Here is a 17147-nt window from a genome sequence, read left to right as displayed (position 1 = left end):
TTTAATCACCCTTTATTTTTTTGTAAATTTTGAATCATACTTTGCAAAACTCGAACTGTATTTTCTACTTCCTCTTTAGGAATACTAGCTGTAGCATTTTTTATAACTTCATCGCTTACATTTTCTATCTCCTGTATTAATGTCTTAGCTTCATCTGTTAAAAATATTAAATGTGACCGTTTATCTTTAGGATTATGTTTTATAAGAATCCATTCTTTTTGCAATAATCTTTGTATAATCCCGGTTACTGTTGGACGGTCTGCTAAGAGCCTTTCAGCAATCATAGCTGGGGTGGTTCCATTTGGATAAAGAGATATATCCTTTAACACAGACCATTGCTGAGCTGTTATTTTATATTCTTTTAATTGATTTGATAATTCTGTTTTCGTCATTATACTTACCTTGTGTAATAAATAGCCTAAATTATTCATATAACCCCCAATATAGTTAGCACACTAATTATATAGTTAGTATACTAACTATAATGTGTAATTACAAACTTCAATTAATAGTTTATATATAAAAGATATATCAAATTCTTATTTTGTACTATTTCATATTATATTTAAAATCTTCTTTAATCCTGTTTTGCATGTATTGTACACTCTATATACAAAGGTTATTCCTTGCTGTTACTTTAAATAAGCATTTACAATTGTATCTAGCATAGGTATTTCTTATTGTCCGATTAGTCATATTTATTCTTAATTCTGCAAAATAAAAAAGAAAATGGAGCGAAAGATGAAAAAACAATTTGATAAACAATCAAACTTAAATACATTTATTGATTCAACAATCCTATGGACTTTTCAAAACCAAAATGCTATAAATACACTTTTGAATGAAGGTAAGCTTATAGCCAATCCTATTTTTGTTAGTAAAGAAGATTGCACAGCATATAAATACATTGTAAGACACATGAAACAGAAAGGTATTGACTTTACTATAGATTTCCCCATTTGGGCATGGCATTCATGCAATGGTTACCAAAAGAAGCCTACTATTATTTATAAATGCTTTATTTAAGCATTTATATTAGTTACATAATGAAAATTCTTAAATAGTTTTTAAACATTTTTTAAAAGTTGTAATTCTACATGTATCGTAAGACTATTTCCATGACTTTCAGCCCATACTTTACCCTCATGCAATTCAATTGTGCGCTTTACAATTGCTAAACCAATTCCGGATCCATGTATTTGACTCGACCGTGATTTATCAACTCGATAAAACTTCTCAAACATCTTGCTTAATTCTTGTGCTTCAAGATGATCTGTTTTATTTGTAATACAAATAAATGCCTTATCTTCTTCTTTTTTTAGTTCCACTATTACTGTTGAATTTGAAAAACTATATTTTTCAGTATTAGATAGTAAATTATCAAATACACGCACCAGTTTTTCTATATCTGCCCATACCCAAATATCCTTATTAATGATATTTAGTTTAACAATTAATTGCTGTTTTTCAAAAATCGGGATATACTCTCCTACTAGCTGACCTAACAAATTGCCCAATTCTACTTTTTCTTTTCTCAACTTAACATCAGGTAAAGATAATTTTGTGTATTCAAACAATTCATTAATGAGAGTTTTTAATTTTAATGTTAAATTATACGTATTTTGAATATACATTTCTAATTCTTCTTTATTTCGATATTGTTTTTCATTTACTAATGCTAAATATCCAATAATAGACGTTAAAGGGGTACGCAAATCATGAGAAATATTGGTAATAAATTCACTTTTACCTTTCTCAATTGCTCTCTCTTTCTCAAAACGCTCCCTTAATTGACTAGCCATCCAATTAATATTATAAGCTAAAGAAGATAATTCATCTTTTCCTTTAACACGTATGGAATGTTTCCAATCTTTTTTTACAATCTTTTGAATACCTCGTTCAATTTCTTTAATGTATCTTGTAATAGGGATCATAAACAGCAAAAATAAAAGGATGAAAATTAATATACTGCTCACCAAAGCAAGTAATAAATTTTGATTATATTGAGTTGGTGAGATTGTTTTATTCGAATTTGGAGATTGTACCATTACATATCCAATTCCATCTTGAAATGAAACTGGTGAAACAAACAATATGAACTTCTCAAACAAAGGATTTCTGACGTTTGGTGTAACATTTAATTTCTCCTGTAATAATTCCTGTGGGAGATTATCCTGCAATTGAAAATTATGTGAACGATAGATAATATGGCCTTTATAATCTAATACTAAAAACCTTAAATTTTCATTCTTCTTTTGGATAGATTGAATCATCGGTATAACTTGTTCTATATGCCCAGATTCCAAATTACGCTTTTGTATATCATTAGTTATCCCTATCGCTATTTCCCTTATTTCGGCTTCTTTTTCAATCTGTTGATTATAAGAAAGTAGATTTGCACTTTTCATTGCTATGAGAAAAAAAGTAACAACCGCAACGATGAAACAGAGCAAAAAAATTAAAATAAGCTTTATATTTAAGCGTGTAGAAAAGAATATATTATCCCTTAATTTCGTACGATCGATCATACTCTATAACCAACTCCCCATACTGTTTTTAAATAAACAGGCTGACGAGGGTTTTCTTCAATTTTTTCCCGTATTTTAGTAATATGAACCATGACTGTATTATCTGATTTATAAAATGAATCTTCCCAGACCATCTCGTATATTTTTTCTACACTAAAAACCTTTCCTTTATTTCTCACTAATAAAGAAAGTATGTCAAATTCCTTTGGAGTTAACCTTACTTCTTCATTTCTAATGAAAACTTGTCTTGTCTCCTCGTCTACCTTAAGATGGCCTATTTCATGAATAAATTGTTTTACTTCTTCTGTTTGATAAACACGATATCTTCGTAATTGAGATTTAATTCTTGCCATTAATTCAAGTGGATTAAACGGTTTGGTAATGTAGTCTTCTGCCCCACTCATTAATCCCTGGATCTTATCTATATCCTCATCTTTAGCTGACAAAAAAATTATAGGCATTTGATACTGTTCTCTTATTTTTAAACAAGCCTCTATGCCATCCATTTTCGGTAACATAATATCTAAAATGATTAAATCAATTGTTGTATTTCTTAAAGTTTCTAAAGCTTCTATAGCATCCGATGCATCTATAATTTCATACCCTTCATTTTTTAAATAAATGGATACGATTTTTCTTATCTCTATATCATCATCTACAATTAAAATTTTTTCTTTCTGCATCATATTTTCTTCCTCTCTGACATCTCGTTCTATGCTGTAGTATTATACATTTAGTTTTACCTTACACGTATAAAGTGAAACTTTAATCAGCCCTCACCAATCGGTCTTTTACGGGAATCCCGCCCCCCACCTAACTTCTTTGCTTCCACTTAATTTTGAGATGTGGGTCTTACTACCCGTTAATGCGTGATAATACACTTTTCTTTTTTAAACATATTGAAGAAACCATCTGTTTTGCAAGTTGATTTGAACTGGGTAAAATAGCCCCCTACGATCCGAGGCCGCTTCACATACTCTTACATAAAACAAATAACATTCATAAATTCCTCTCCAATGTTAATTTAGAACATACAATCAATCTACTGAAAAAATCTTAATTTTCACCCTACAAAAATATTAAGATTTCTTAACATTGAATGGAGAATTTACATATTAAAAATGGACAGTTCCCTATACTATTAGACCTGTCCAAATTAACGTTTTTAATTTACGAATTAAAATATTATACTTTTCTTTATTTTATAATATCTGTCACTATAAACATTGATTTTCTATCTCTCTAAGTACATCATTTCCAATATTATCTATCTTTTCATTTTTTATAGTGTTATATAAACTCTGTAAAACTTTTAACTCTGTTCTTAAATGTAAAATGACACTAGATAATATATATAACTTAGCTACACTCTCTTTTCCACACTTCTCTTCATATACTTTTTGAAGGGTAGTAAGATATAACGTCAGTTGAGAAATTTTAGTTTTTAGCTGTTCTAGAATTAATTCTTCTTCCCCATATTGTGCAAAAAGTAGCGCTTCATATATAGGACGATGCATATCCTCTTTCTTTATCATTTGCTCTAATAATAAATGTTCAAATTCTTGTTTACCACTTTTAGTAATACCGTAAATAGTCCGTTCAGGACGTTGTTCATTACGAATAATATCAACAACCTCTATAAAACCCTTCTTTTCAAGTTGCTCAAATGTATAATATAAAGAGCCTTTAGTAATTTTTATATAATATTTCATTTCACTATTTTTTAAAAGTTGCTGGACTTCATACGGATGCCTATTTTTCTCCATAAGAAGACCCAGCATAAAAAGCTTTGTATTCATAACTCTCCACTCCTTAATAACCTATACCAATAGTATAAGCTAAAAATAAGTAAAGAATCTTTTTGTTTTATAAAATTTATAACTTCAAATTCACTTTATTATCCTTTGTACCAGCTTTGACATTCCCCATAAATAATATTGCCATAAACGAAACGATAATTGGAATTAAAGCTAATAGAAAAACAGTAGTAATGGAAGATGACATAGCAGCTATAACCTTTTCAAGAATAAAAGTAGGTATACTGGACCTTACATCTGAGCGAAATATTGCACTCGGATCACCTAGATTATTTAACATGCTGGAACCATGTTCTATTCCCTTAAAAGCATCCTTTAAGTTAGCTGTAAAGGTACTATTTTGAATGGAGCCAAAAATCGTTACTCCAATTGTCATACCTAGTGAACGAAAGAATGAATTTGTTGAAGTAGCTGAACCACGGAATCTCGGTTCCATATTATGAATAGAAACTGTGGGAAGCAAAGAGAACGAAAATCCAACTCCAAACCCCGTTATAATCATGTATATCGTTAAAAGTACACGGCTTGTTTGTGGATCCATCGTTCCTAACAAATACATACCTATCCCAAAGGATATTATAGATAATAACATCAAGTTGCGGTAACTAATTTTCGTTTGAAATATTCCACCAATTGCACTACCTACTACAGAACCTAACATCATTGGGGTTAAAATTAATCCAGCATTAGTTGCTGTTCCACCATATACAGCCTGAACAAAAATAGGAATAAATACTGTTAAAATAACAAATGTTGCTCCATAGAAAAACGTAATAATTTGTGATATTGCAAACTCCTTACGCTTAAACATCCAAAATGATATTATCGGATCTTTCACTTTTCTTTCTACCAATAGGAAGCCAACGAAAAATACAATAAACGATGCAAATAACCCAATAATTTGTATCGAATCCCACTTAAATTCCTTTCCTCCCAACTCTAAAGCGAACATTAAGCTAATTACTGCTATGACGAGTGTTATCGCCCCCCACCAATCAATATTTTGCTTAGTAGGTGGATTATTTTCTTTATAAGCTTTTAAAATAAAAATTAATGACATTAGACCAATTGGAATATTGACGTAAAAAATCCAATGCCAACTTATATTTTCTGTTATATACGCACCTAATAAAGGTCCTAATACACTTGAAGAACCAAATACGGCCCCTAATAATCCAGTCATTTTCCCTCTTTTTTCAATAGGAAAAATATCAAATACAATGGTAAAGGCGATTGGCATCAGTGCCCCCCCACCTATACCTTGAATTGCACGATAAATACTTAGCTGAACAATACTTTGCGCAGTACCGCATAATGCAGAACCAATTAAGAAGATTAATAAACCAAAAATATAAAACCTCTTTCTACCATACATATCAGATAATTTCCCGAAAATAGGCATACCCGCCATAACTGCAACCATATAAGCAGAAGTAACCCAGATGAATTTATCCAATCCACCCAAATCTGAGACAATTGTACCAATTGAAGTGGCAACAATTGTATTATCCATTGCAGCCATTAAAATGCCTAGCATTAACCCAGCTATCACTAAGCGTAAGTTGCTCTCTTTTGCAACCATACCTCTTTCCTCCTTTTTTCACACTCAATAAAATATATAGTCTAATTAAACTATATACTCATTATAGTCTAATTAGACTATTTTTCAATAAATCATAAGAAAAAAATAAATCCCCCCAAATATATTGGAGAGATTATAATTGTAGAATTGCTTCCTATATAAAGTAATTAAAACCGTAAAAACTATTACTTTTTTATACTACCTTGATTTTGCATACATGTAGCTTACTCATTTAGTTTTGGTCTAGTTTGTAAATATAAATTCAAATCCGGACTTGAACCGCTAATAATTATATCTCGAACAATTTTAGAAAGCACCATACTATATACTAATCCATTATCTCCATACGCATAGATAAAGTGACAATTTGGAAACTCTTCATACATTCCAATTATAGGTAAACCATCATGAGTACCACCATAAAAAGCACTTAAATAAAATTCAGGTTCAACTGTTATATTGGGAAAGAGCTTATTAAATTCATTTACTAATTTCTCTTTTTTATGGATTAATTTTGAATCTCTTTCTTGAGCAATGTTTGTATCTTCATCTAACCCACCTATAATAATCCTGTTATCTGCAGTAGTTCTCATATAAATATATGGTCTCGCAGTTTCCCAAATGAGAGTACGTTTATACCAAGAAGATAAATCTTCTACAGGATTAGTAACAACTGCATATGAGCTAATCAGTGTAGCGTTCTTTTCCTTTTTAAATTCCAACCCTTCATATCCTGCAGCCACAATTACTTTATTGGCAGTAATAGAATTGCCCCCCTTTGTATAAAAGATAGCACATTCTTTCTCTAACTTTTTGCCAACAATCTCTGTATCTTCATAAATTTGAACTCCTTTATTAGCAGCTTGTTCTAATAAACTATGTGTAAATTTATAAGGATTTATTTCACCATCATTATACGTATAAATAGCTGCACGTTTTTTAAATGGATATCTCTGTCCAATTTGTTCCTCTGATAGCCAAGTCGCTTTAAAATCATGCTTATGTAAATAATACAGTTCTTTTTCTAATTTCTTTATATCCTCTTCATAACTTGCATAATATAAACTGTCACGTCGTTTAAAATCAGAGCAATAAGGCAAGTTTTGATCAGCATATTCAATATCATTAATAGCTTGTTCACACAATTTCATATGCTTAACTGCATACTCTTCTCCAAATGTATTTACAAGTTCAAAAAACATCTTGTCACCTAAATATTGAATAAGTGCTGTATTTGTAAGGTTACTCCCGTGTCCTACCTTTCTTTTATCAACGACAACAATATTTAAATCTGATTCACTCAAATAGTATGCTGATTGAGCACCTGAACTTCCTGCTCCTATTATTAGTACGTCACATTTTATATCTTCTTCCAACCGAGGATAAGAAGGTGTATTAGAAAAAGTTGTGTTCCAATATAATTTCCCTTTCTGTAAATCCATTTAAAGTGCACCGTCCTAAATAAAATAGTTATATCCCCATCTGTATCTCCAAATCATTCTTACTATATACTTCTTATCAAATTTATTTTTGCTACCATTAGATTATTAATGCAATATTTTGTTCACCCATATATAGTATTAAACTAGGCTTATAAAAAGTTAATAGTATATATATTATTTATTTTCATTTAGAAATTTAAGAACTTGGTTAAAAGCTTCTTCACCTGCTGAAGTGTTCATTTTAAATTGAAATTCATGTGCTAACTCGCCAGAGATATTTTTATCAAAGAAAAGTGTATCTACAGGTACTCCTTTATTTTGTAAAGTAGAAGCTAATGCTTTACCTTGCTCTTCAAATGATGCAGTATTTCCATCTGTGATGAACGTTGGTGGGTAATCTTTTGTAACGTGTTTATAAATAGAGGCGATTTCCATTTCAGGTAATGTTTCAAATTTCTTTTTCCCAAAGTAAGCCCAGCCAGTAGTACGCATAAAGTCTTGCACTTCTTTGGATGTTTCCATTTTAGCTAATGCAGGCATATTATACGGGCCGCAAAATAGCAGTATACCTTTAATTGTAGAAGGAGCAACAACAGCGTCAATCCCGGTTAATTTCGCATAATCTGGAGATGTTTGAATAGTAACAAATTGTCCAGATATTTGCGCTCCCGCAGAATCTCCTGCAAAATATAGGTCATCTAGTTTTACATTATATTTCTTTGCATTTGCTTTTATATATTCATAAGCCTCACCAAGTTGTAGTACTGGTGTAGGATACTTTCTTTTAGGAGCAAGAGCGTAATTTATATTTATCACTGTATAACCACGAGCAGCTAATTCTACTGCATAACCAGTAATGTCTGATTTATCTCCACCTACAAATCCACCCCCGTGCACCCAAAAAATAACAGGTGTTTTCCCTATAAAATTTTTGGGATAAATAATGTCTAATGTACCATCAGGAAATTTAGAATTATAATTGATATCTTTAACAATTCGTGTCTCTTTTAGAGCGTTTTTATAATTATTAGATTGAACAAACATTCCACCTTCAAATGCTTTTTTTATGAGAAACGCTTTCGGAATAGGTGAAACATTCCAAAAAACAACCCCCGCAATAATCAATCCGAAAACAATAAAAAGAGTTAGCAACATTCTTTTTTTCCATATCACTTTAGGTTTTAACTGTTTTATTCTCATAATTAAAGAATCTCCATTCTTTTTAGTAATAATCTTGAAATAAATCACAACATAAATTTTTATTTTCCGCCTGCTAATCCGTCCTTAAAATTTTATGCAAAAAGTTATATATTTTTATTATGTACATATTAGGTATCTCCTATAAAACACATTAAAAATTCAAACAAAAAGAGCAAAAGATCCCCATTTATAGAAGATTTCTTTTGCTCTTTGTAAAGGACACAAGTCCAAATAAAAGTTGCTTATCTATCGATAACTTACACATAAAAATCCATTTGTTTCAGTACTTTATTAGCAGAAACTTTAACAACCGTTTCTTTTTCACCCGTTCTATCAATTATGAAACCATGAACTTCAATATCAGAAGGTACTAATGGATGATGACGGATCATATCTATACTCTTTTCAATATTTTCACTAACATTTTTTTGTCCACTCAGCCATTGATTAAGGCTACCACTTGAAAATTCAGGCATGCAATTTTTAAAGAGATAGTCTAATTCTATATTATCTTTTATGAAATCACGTTGAGTTTGTAGATTAACTGAAGAAGTTTTTTTATCCTCTATTCCGACAACAAAAATTTCTTTAACATTTTCTTGATAAATAGCAATAATAATAGATCTCATTATATCTCCATAAGGATGTACAATTACAGAATCATAGCTGTGTATAGTCAACATGTTTTCTTGTTGAATGTTAGTTACTTGTTGGATACTAGGCTCTATTCCGTGTTCAATGTCTGTTAATAATAAAACTTTTTTATTCTTTGAATTCATATGGAGCACCCTTTCTTCATTATTGTATTTATGAAACTTTTAAGCTAGTAACAATAATAATTGTTACCAGTTTTTCCAGCTTCCCTCTGGATCAACACTTGCAAGTCTAACCCATCCATTTTGAACTTTTTCTCGAAATGTGAAATCATTATTTAACAAACGTTCTATATATTCAATAGGTGCTTGAATGACAATTAGTAAACGAAGTGGTGAATGATACGTCTCACTATCTGACTGCATAACGGATTGCCAAGGTAAGCCTGGCAACAGGTCACTAGCATTCCCTTGCATAACACCGAGACCCGCCGTTACGGTTTGGGTTGTTTTATTTCCACTACCATAATAGTGAGGAGCTACAGTTGATGCGTAATATTGTAGATTTATCCACTGCGCAACTGTTCCTGGTCCTGCAATAATATTAGCTAATATATCTCCACTTTCATCCTGTTTCCAATCATAATTATGAAGGAAAGCCCTACCTTCTAAGTCACAATCTTGAGTTAATTCACGCTTTCCGATAATAAAAGATGCATTACGCGCTAATCCCCATTCTGGACGTATTTCACTCCAATCTTCTGCAAATCGATGCGCCTCTTTACTCGGATTTTTTATTTTCGTTTTAAAATTAGGTAATTGCGTTAAACGTTCTCTATTTGCATGTTGGCTCACATTTGGCATAATCGTCTCGATACAATCAAACGCTTCTTGCGCAGTTTTCGAAAGTTCTGGGACGTAAATCCATTCCAATTCGTCCACTGTTGTTTTATGTTCAGCTGCTGCAAAAATGGTATCCTCAGGAATGTTAATGCCTTCAGCAGACAACGCCTCTCTTACTTCTGGAAGATTACATAAAGTAGCGAAAACTCTTGCATTGAATCCCCCTGCTGCGCCTCCACAAGCACCACACTCAAGTGCTGCCGCATAAGGATTGTTCGTACTTTGACTACTATGTCCACACATTACAACTAAAGGAGCAAATTTTTCTGTCAGTCCCACCATTTTTAAAGTTTGACGCACATAGTTCACTTTTTCTTCTTTCGTAAAACCGATAGGTATCTCACCTTTTGTGTCATGAACATAATTAAGCGAGAATGTTGTATCAGGTTTTTGTAACATAGTTTTACGAAGTTTACGAATGAAACCACCAACTCCTCTTGGGACAAAGCTTCTTGTCACCATCTGTAGACCAAGTAAAGGACCACTTAACTCAGGTAGCGCCATACTTGTCAGTACGTTCTGTTTCATCGTTTTAAATGTATAACGCACCGAACTGCCTACCCTCTTACGTTGCTCATAAGATTTAAATTCATTTTCATCTGTAAGCTCTTTTATTTGATGCTTCGGTTTCAGTATAACTGGCAAAGAAGGATGGCTGTCATTACTACCTAGTTCACTAGTCGCAATTGGTAACCCAAAGAAACCAGCTATTCCAAACGTTTCAAACGGACCTAGTTTTTCTAAGTGGCGACGAAACGGTTCTGAACGTACATCAATACAAAATGCTAATTGAGCTAATACACGCTTTTTATCATTGGTTGCACGTTGTTTAGAAGCAATCTTCTCTCTTAATTGCTCTGCATGCGTTTGTTCCCAAGCTTCCAGCCAAAGTTTCCTGCGAATATTTTCATCAAAACGATATGCAAATGCTAACAATTCGCTTTGTTCAGCTGCAGACATTTGTGACCATTCCCGTGTTGAAATATTCCCCCAATAGATCCAAGAAGCTATAAGTGGGACGATCGAAACTTTTTTCTCAACCTTTTGATTTTTTAAAGGTAAATAAGGTTTTGCAATAGCCAGCTCCATAGAAATTCGAACTGCTAAATATTCTATTAAAAGCCCCTGTTCCTGAATTGATTGTTGTGAGCGCCATCGTATCATTCCTGCCCACCCAGGTAAAGAAAGTAAGTGCCCTTCAAGATAAGCTTGTATGTTAGATTCAGAAATTCCTAGTTCAAATAACGCTCTCGCTAAAGCTACTTCGGCATCTTGTGGCCAATCTTTTAAAACTTTACGCTCATTTTTACTGAGCGCTGGATCAAATGTAATAAGGTGTTGCCATGCACGATAAAAACCTTTCTCTCGATTTGGCATCGTCCAACTTGATCCGGAGTCATCAAGATATAATTTACACCATTTAATGATATGATAATTAAGAATATCAGATAGGTTTTCACTATTTTGATTCTCTATAAGCGAACTTATTGGCTGCATAACAGAGGCTTTCATACTCCCTGTATTTATATAACTCATTTCGTCTGCCAGTTTATTTAATTCTGGCGATGATAATAGACTAGAAGGTAATTTTTCTAACTTTAAAGCCGCTTGGCAAAATCGCTCTGCTTTCTCTCGCGGAATATGAAAAGATTGTGAATCCAGCCAACGAGACAAACTACTTTGTAAAAATGATTCCTCAATCTCACCTTTCGCTTTTGCCGAATGAATCATGGAAGTACTAGGATACATATCCACATTACGAATTTCTTTTAACCAATTTGCAACTTGATCAAATGATTGCTTTTCAAGTCCCATCCAAGGATGGTGAGCTGCAAACGTAGAGATAGGCCAAAGTGGTGCAATAACTCTGCTAGCAGATGCAACTAAATCATTTATATTATTTTTTTGTATATCAATGTTTGTATCTTTCTTTAATATTGACGATATGCTCATCACGAATTACCTCCCTTTGATACATAATGTTTCAGATAGCTTGGGTGACTTTCTACTGATTTTCTTCTCGCCTCACCTACTCGAACTAACCAAAGATAAAGTACAGCGAATAAAGTAGAAGATTGATTACGAGTAACGAAAGTACTAATAGCACTACTAAATAGTAAAATACATATAACAAAGATAACGGCTGGAGCTGAAGGTTGAACACTTTGATAAATGTCAGTATGCAACCATTTATAAAGAGAATTATGAACGGTAAAGTAAATGAGAGAAAATCCAATCAAAACAATTACGCCAGCAATTCGTCCCATTCTTCCCTCTCCAAAAACAACAAGCTGTTTCCATGAAAAGTATAGTGACCAGCCTAAGATTAACGCACTAACTAGTTGATACCCCTCTCCAGAAGTCATAAACCAGAAAGTAATTGCTATAAATAATCCTAAAACACGCCCGACTATAATCCATAAATTGGACATCTTTTCATTAGACTGATTCACTACCCCAAAACGTTGCACTGAAGAACCAGCTTGTAAAAACAGTGTAGCTTTAAACAAACCATGTAAAATTAAATGAATAACAGCCGCTAAATAGGCGCCTAATGCACATTGAATAAGCATAAATCCCATTTGTGCAATAGTTGAACCTACTAGCTGACGTTTATAATCAACTTGGACTAAACTAATTCCTGTACCTATCAAGACAGAAATACTAGAGAAAATAAGTAAAATGATTTGTGCAATATCATCATGAAAAAGAGGTGAAAATCTAGTTAACATGATACCGCCAGCATTTACTAAACCCGCATGCATAATAGCAGAAACAGGAGTTGGAGCAACAGCGGACTCAATTAACCATCTTTGAAAAGGCCATTGTGCTGCTGGAATCATCACCGCTAATATAATTAATAAGTTAATTCCTGTTCTCTCCAATGTTCCATGTAGCGCTACATTTTCATTCGTTAAAACTGATGTTAATTGCCACTGTCCAGTTACTTGAAAAAGCCAAATGATAGCTGATAGCAACGCAATCCAACTTATTGTAAATAAATAGCCAGAGATTTTAGTTGCTTCACTAACTACTTTCCACCCTTTATTTAGCCCTATGAGTAGAACCAATCCTATAAGCGTTGCTCCCCAACAAATGATCATGAAACGAAGATCGTCACTTAACCATGCAACCGAAGATACACCTGTAGTAAATGTAAAAAGTGCAAAGTATTTTCGATATGAGCGGTCTCCCATTAAGTAACGTACAGAAAAACGCTGAATGATTAAACCAATTGTAAAAACAAAGAAAGCCATTAACCAAGCTAAAGTATCTAGATGCCAAGGCCCCACAACTCTATCTCCATTGTTATTAACAAGTGCGAGTAAAGAAATCAATGAAGGCAAAGCAGCGATACCAATATGGATATGAACAAAACGTAAAGGCATCCTTGCATGTAAAAACAATAATCCACTTAGCCAAGAAGCACTAAGCGCCATAAAAAATAATGTTAACAGTGTTGATGAACTCAGCGAAATTAACATGTTAAATACTCCCTTCTAAGCGAAAATAACCTATAAAAATTCCTTTTAATTAAGATAATTTTTTAAATTTCAATTTTCATTCACTCTTTTTAGTGCATCGTTTTTTCCCATAAAAAAAAACCGACAACTTCCATAATTCAATGATTTTATATCATCATTGAATTATGGAGATTGTCGGTTTCCCTTCAACTAACTTCAATAAAGTTTTTTGAAGAGCTCCCATTTTATAGAGGATAATAATGTATGTATTACTCCTGTTAAAAAGAAATGTATATTTCTGATCTCCTAGATTATGCAATCAATATATCAATTTATGTTATACGCTATCTTTTAATTAAGAAACTTTTTCATTTAGTCAATATTACATATTAAAAAAATGCTAAAGCCTTAATTATAGCAAGCTGTTAAAATGAGCATCTATCAATTTTTTAAAACAATTATAAGATAAACCATATTAAGCAGTTTGTCAATTTATTTATCCGTTTTTTAAGAGTTATTAGAATTAAGATTTATTATACCTAAATAACTTCAAGTTTTTAATTATTAGCCTGTTAATAAAGTGCAAAACTTGTAGGTTTCTTAATCCTTCCACTAACCTTAAGGTATTTTTAAAATTTCTCCTCAAGATTATGAAGCAATTTAAAAATCATTACTCGTTCGCCTGTACGGGAGCTTATATCCGTATGAAAGCTCTTCACTTTCTCTCCAGTTAATTCTAGTATAATCTCTTTCAGATCATCAATTCCAGATTCAACTAGCTCCGAACGATTTTTTTTTATCGTTAACATACCGTCTTTTGTTTCGCAAACACTATATTCAGCCGGCGTTAAAACACCTTGTAAATTTACGATAATCATATCCCGTAATATATCTGTCTTAACGGATATAGACCCGCGTCCTAGGTAGTCCTTTTCCCAGTGAGTAATTGCTTTGCTTATCTCTGATTCAATAGAGCCTTTTGAGCTTTTCATCTATGTATCCTCCTTCAATAAAATAAATTTACAATAACAATATAATAATCCGGATTAATTTTATTTTCAATTCCTAAGTAGAAATTATAGCAATTACAAAAAAGAACTCTTATAAAGTGAAACTTTAATCAGCCCTCACCAATCGGACTTTTATGGGCAGTTGATCCCCTACCTAACTTCTTTGCTTTCTCTGAATTTTGAGGTAGGGGTCTTACTACCCATTAAAGTGGGATAAATTTACGAGTCCTTTTTATATTGTTTCAATCAATCTTTTAATTGTTGTAGGTGGATTTTTTCATGTCTCCTTTAATATCTTTACAAAATACAGTTAAGTGCATAAACAAAAAGAAAAGCAAATGACCTTAATTATTAGATCACTTGCTTTTCTTCCATCATATACTTTCTAAACAACTCTATAAACCATTCTAATTACTTGCCTTACTTTCAAGTTTTTGAGTTGCCACTTTTTTAGGCATGAAACATGCAAAGATTAATGCTACGAAAGATAAAAATAACATGAATAGATACGCATCGCTTGAGCCGAAAATAGAGGATAATTTCGCTAGTTGAATAGCTGTAATGTTTCCATTTTCTAAAGATAACTCTGAAGCGTGTGAAGTTGCTTGAGTTGTATATATAGTAATAACAACAGCTGTTCCAATAGCACCAGCTAATTGACGAACCGTATTATTTACGGCTGAACCATGTGAACCTAATTCTCTAGGTAAAGCATTTAGTCCTGCTGTATTTAAAGGCATTGAAATGAAACTTAACCCAATCCGTAAAAGAATAGTACGCACCATTACATACATATACGTTGTGGATTCAGTTAAATCAATTACCCCCCACATCGAAATAATGATAAATACTAACCCTGTAATAAAGAGTGGTTTTGCTCCGTATTTATCATACATTTTACCTGTAATTGGTGATAAGAATGCATTAATGACCGCTCCAGGTAATAGAAGTAAACCTGATTCAAATGCAGTAAAGCCTCTTCCGTTTTGTAAGTAAATCGGTAAAAGAATTAAATCAGCATACATAATCATCGTGATAAGTACATTGATCACTGATGTAAGAGTAAAAATTTTATACTTAAATACGGATAAATTTAATAATGGATCGTTAGACTTTATTTGACGTAAGCAAAATAGCGTTGTAACAAGTACCCCGGTAATAATTGTCGTAATAACAATCGGGTGATCCCATCCCTTACTTCCTGCACTACTGAATCCAAATAAAACACAACCAAAGCCAATCGTTGATAAAATGACACTTACAATATCCATTCTTGCTTTTGTCGTATCTGCAACGTTCATTAAATATTTTAGCGCAAGAATAATGACGATGAATACAAATGGAGCTAATCCAATAAATAACCATCTCCATGATACATATTCAATGATAAAACCAGATAACGTTGGAGCAATGGCTGGCGCAAAAATCATAGCAAAGCCGATAGTTCCCATAACACTCCCGCGCTTTTCACTAGGATATAAATATAAAATAACTGTCATCATGAGCGGCATAATAATTCCTGCCCCAATTGCTTGAATCATTCTTCCTGTTAATAACATGCCAAAATTGATGGCACCGGCACATAGTAATGTTCCGATCAATAAAAAAATCATTGAGCTAATAAATAATTGCCTCGTTGTAAAACGTTTCATTAAAAATGCCGTAATTGGCACTAAAACACCGTTTACGAGCATAAAACCTGTTGCTAACCATTGTACAGTTGTAGCTGTAACATCAAATACTTCCATTAATTTACTCATTGCCACATTAAGTAACGTCTGGTTTAATGTTGATAAAAAACATCCAGCAATTAGTACAAGTAATAAAATTTTCTTATTTTTTTCTGTTATTCCCTTCTCCATTTGTAAACTCCCTTTTTCTATAGTTGCATTATCGACACAGTGTCGATAAAATTCATAGTAACAAAGATACATATTCCTGACCATGAACAATTTTGTTAAAAATGTTCATTAATCGACATTGAAAATATGCTATGTCGAGAAAGTCAAAGAAAAATCTATAAAGGAGTTTCAAAATGTCTACATCTAAAAAAGAGGATCCTCGTACACTTCGTTCAAGAGAAATGTTTAAAAATGCCGTCTATTCTCTTTTACAAGAGGAATCCACTATTTCAAATTTAACAGTCCAGAAAATTGCAAACGAAGCTGGATTAAATCGGACAACATTTTACTTACACTATCAAGATATTCAGGATTTACTCATGCAACTCACTGATGAAATTTTAAACGAACTTTCTAATAAAATTACCGCTTTAATACACGTAAGCAATTTATCAGAAAAACAACAGCTAACACAATTGCTTGATTATTTATATATTCATCGAAATTATTTATCTGTTTTATTTAATATGAATCATTTTGAGGAACAATTATTTCTATTAATAAAGAAATTAGTAGAAACGCGCAGAAATAATAGTGAGACAGAGCTACCCGAAGATTATGTTGCCATTGAGATTAAAACCGCTTCATTGGTAGGAATCATTATGTGGTGGATAAAAAACGGACTTCATTTTAGTTCAGATTATATTACAAACCAAATTTATTTCATGTACAGAGGACAATGATTGCAGGCTATTTACTAATAGAAT

Annotated in this window: 13 protein-coding genes and 1 pseudogene; 2 read left to right on the top strand and 12 right to left on the bottom strand. The window is 32.3% G+C overall.

Translation table 11 applies throughout. The features are described 5' to 3' along the window. Positions 1–5: 5 nt before the first annotated feature. Positions 6–431, bottom strand: coding sequence for a MarR family transcriptional regulator (locus AU379_RS08240; protein ID WP_001061038.1), 426 nt, complete (start codon positions 429–431; stop codon positions 6–8). A gap of 310 nt (positions 432–741) precedes the next feature. On the opposite strand from AU379_RS08240, the pseudogene AU379_RS08235 reads away from it, so the two are divergent. Then, positions 742–1002: pseudogene (locus AU379_RS08235) on the top strand (DUF3841 domain-containing protein); the annotation flags it as partial. 65 nt (positions 1003–1067) lie between these two features. Here the strand turns inward: AU379_RS08235 and AU379_RS08230 are convergent. The 11 genes from AU379_RS08230 to AU379_RS08180 all read right to left on the bottom strand — a co-directional run bounded on the left by AU379_RS08230 (position 1068) and on the right by AU379_RS08180 (position 16401). After that, on the bottom strand, positions 1068–2528 hold the full coding sequence (locus AU379_RS08230) for a HAMP domain-containing sensor histidine kinase (protein WP_000567229.1): 1461 nt from the start codon (positions 2526–2528) through the stop codon (positions 1068–1070). Continuing rightward, positions 2525–3214: a response regulator transcription factor gene (locus tag AU379_RS08225; RefSeq protein ID WP_000983275.1), complete on the bottom strand. Its 690-nt coding sequence runs from the start codon at positions 3212–3214 to the stop codon at positions 2525–2527. Before AU379_RS08225 ends, AU379_RS08230 begins: the two co-directional genes overlap by 4 nt. 531 nt (positions 3215–3745) lie before the next feature. Next, the gene (locus AU379_RS08220; RefSeq protein WP_001093176.1) at positions 3746–4327 is read right to left on the bottom strand and encodes a PadR family transcriptional regulator; all 582 of its coding nucleotides are present in this window, start codon (positions 4325–4327) and stop codon (positions 3746–3748) included. A gap of 76 nt (positions 4328–4403) precedes the next feature. Continuing rightward, positions 4404–5927: an MDR family MFS transporter gene (locus AU379_RS08215; protein ID WP_000225814.1), complete on the bottom strand. Its 1524-nt coding sequence runs from the start codon at positions 5925–5927 to the stop codon at positions 4404–4406. A gap of 224 nt (positions 5928–6151) precedes the next feature. Continuing rightward, entirely contained in the window at positions 6152–7369 is a 1218-nt protein-coding gene (locus AU379_RS08210; RefSeq protein WP_000365643.1) for an FAD-dependent oxidoreductase, read from the bottom strand. 174 nt (positions 7370–7543) lie between these two features. Next, the gene (locus AU379_RS08205; RefSeq protein ID WP_001220684.1) at positions 7544–8569 is read right to left on the bottom strand and encodes an alpha/beta hydrolase; all 1026 of its coding nucleotides are present in this window, start codon (positions 8567–8569) and stop codon (positions 7544–7546) included. 257 nt (positions 8570–8826) lie between these two features. Then, a complete protein-coding gene (locus tag AU379_RS08200) occupies positions 8827–9348 on the bottom strand; it encodes a hypothetical protein (protein WP_001086250.1) in 522 nt (173 codons plus the stop codon). Between the two features lie 63 nt (positions 9349–9411). Then, the gene (locus AU379_RS08195) at positions 9412–12018 is read right to left on the bottom strand and encodes a putative inorganic carbon transporter subunit DabA (protein WP_000028351.1); all 2607 of its coding nucleotides are present in this window, start codon (positions 12016–12018) and stop codon (positions 9412–9414) included. Beyond that, the gene (locus AU379_RS08190) at positions 12018–13550 is read right to left on the bottom strand and encodes an NADH dehydrogenase subunit 5 (RefSeq protein ID WP_061139102.1); all 1533 of its coding nucleotides are present in this window, start codon (positions 13548–13550) and stop codon (positions 12018–12020) included. The genes AU379_RS08195 and AU379_RS08190 overlap by 1 nt, the downstream gene beginning before the upstream one ends. 608 nt (positions 13551–14158) lie before the next feature. Beyond that, on the bottom strand, positions 14159–14521 hold the full coding sequence (locus AU379_RS08185; protein WP_000842548.1) for a DUF2294 domain-containing protein: 363 nt from the start codon (positions 14519–14521) through the stop codon (positions 14159–14161). A 425-nt stretch (positions 14522–14946) separates the two neighbouring features. After that, complete coding sequence (locus AU379_RS08180) at positions 14947–16401, bottom strand: DHA2 family efflux MFS transporter permease subunit (protein WP_000410728.1); 1455 nt, start codon at positions 16399–16401, stop codon at positions 14947–14949. A 173-nt stretch (positions 16402–16574) separates the two neighbouring features. On the opposite strand from AU379_RS08180, the gene AU379_RS08175 reads away from it, so the two are divergent. Then, a complete protein-coding gene (locus tag AU379_RS08175; protein ID WP_000107858.1) occupies positions 16575–17123 on the top strand; it encodes a TetR/AcrR family transcriptional regulator in 549 nt (182 codons plus the stop codon). Positions 17124–17147 lie beyond the last annotated feature (24 nt).

This window comes from Bacillus sp. JH7 (genome assembly GCF_001563515.1).
Taxonomy (GTDB): domain Bacteria; phylum Bacillota; class Bacilli; order Bacillales; family Bacillaceae_G; genus Bacillus_A; species Bacillus_A cereus.
The sequence above is the reverse complement of the archived record's forward strand: the minus strand, read 5'-3'. Positions and strand labels throughout refer to the sequence as shown.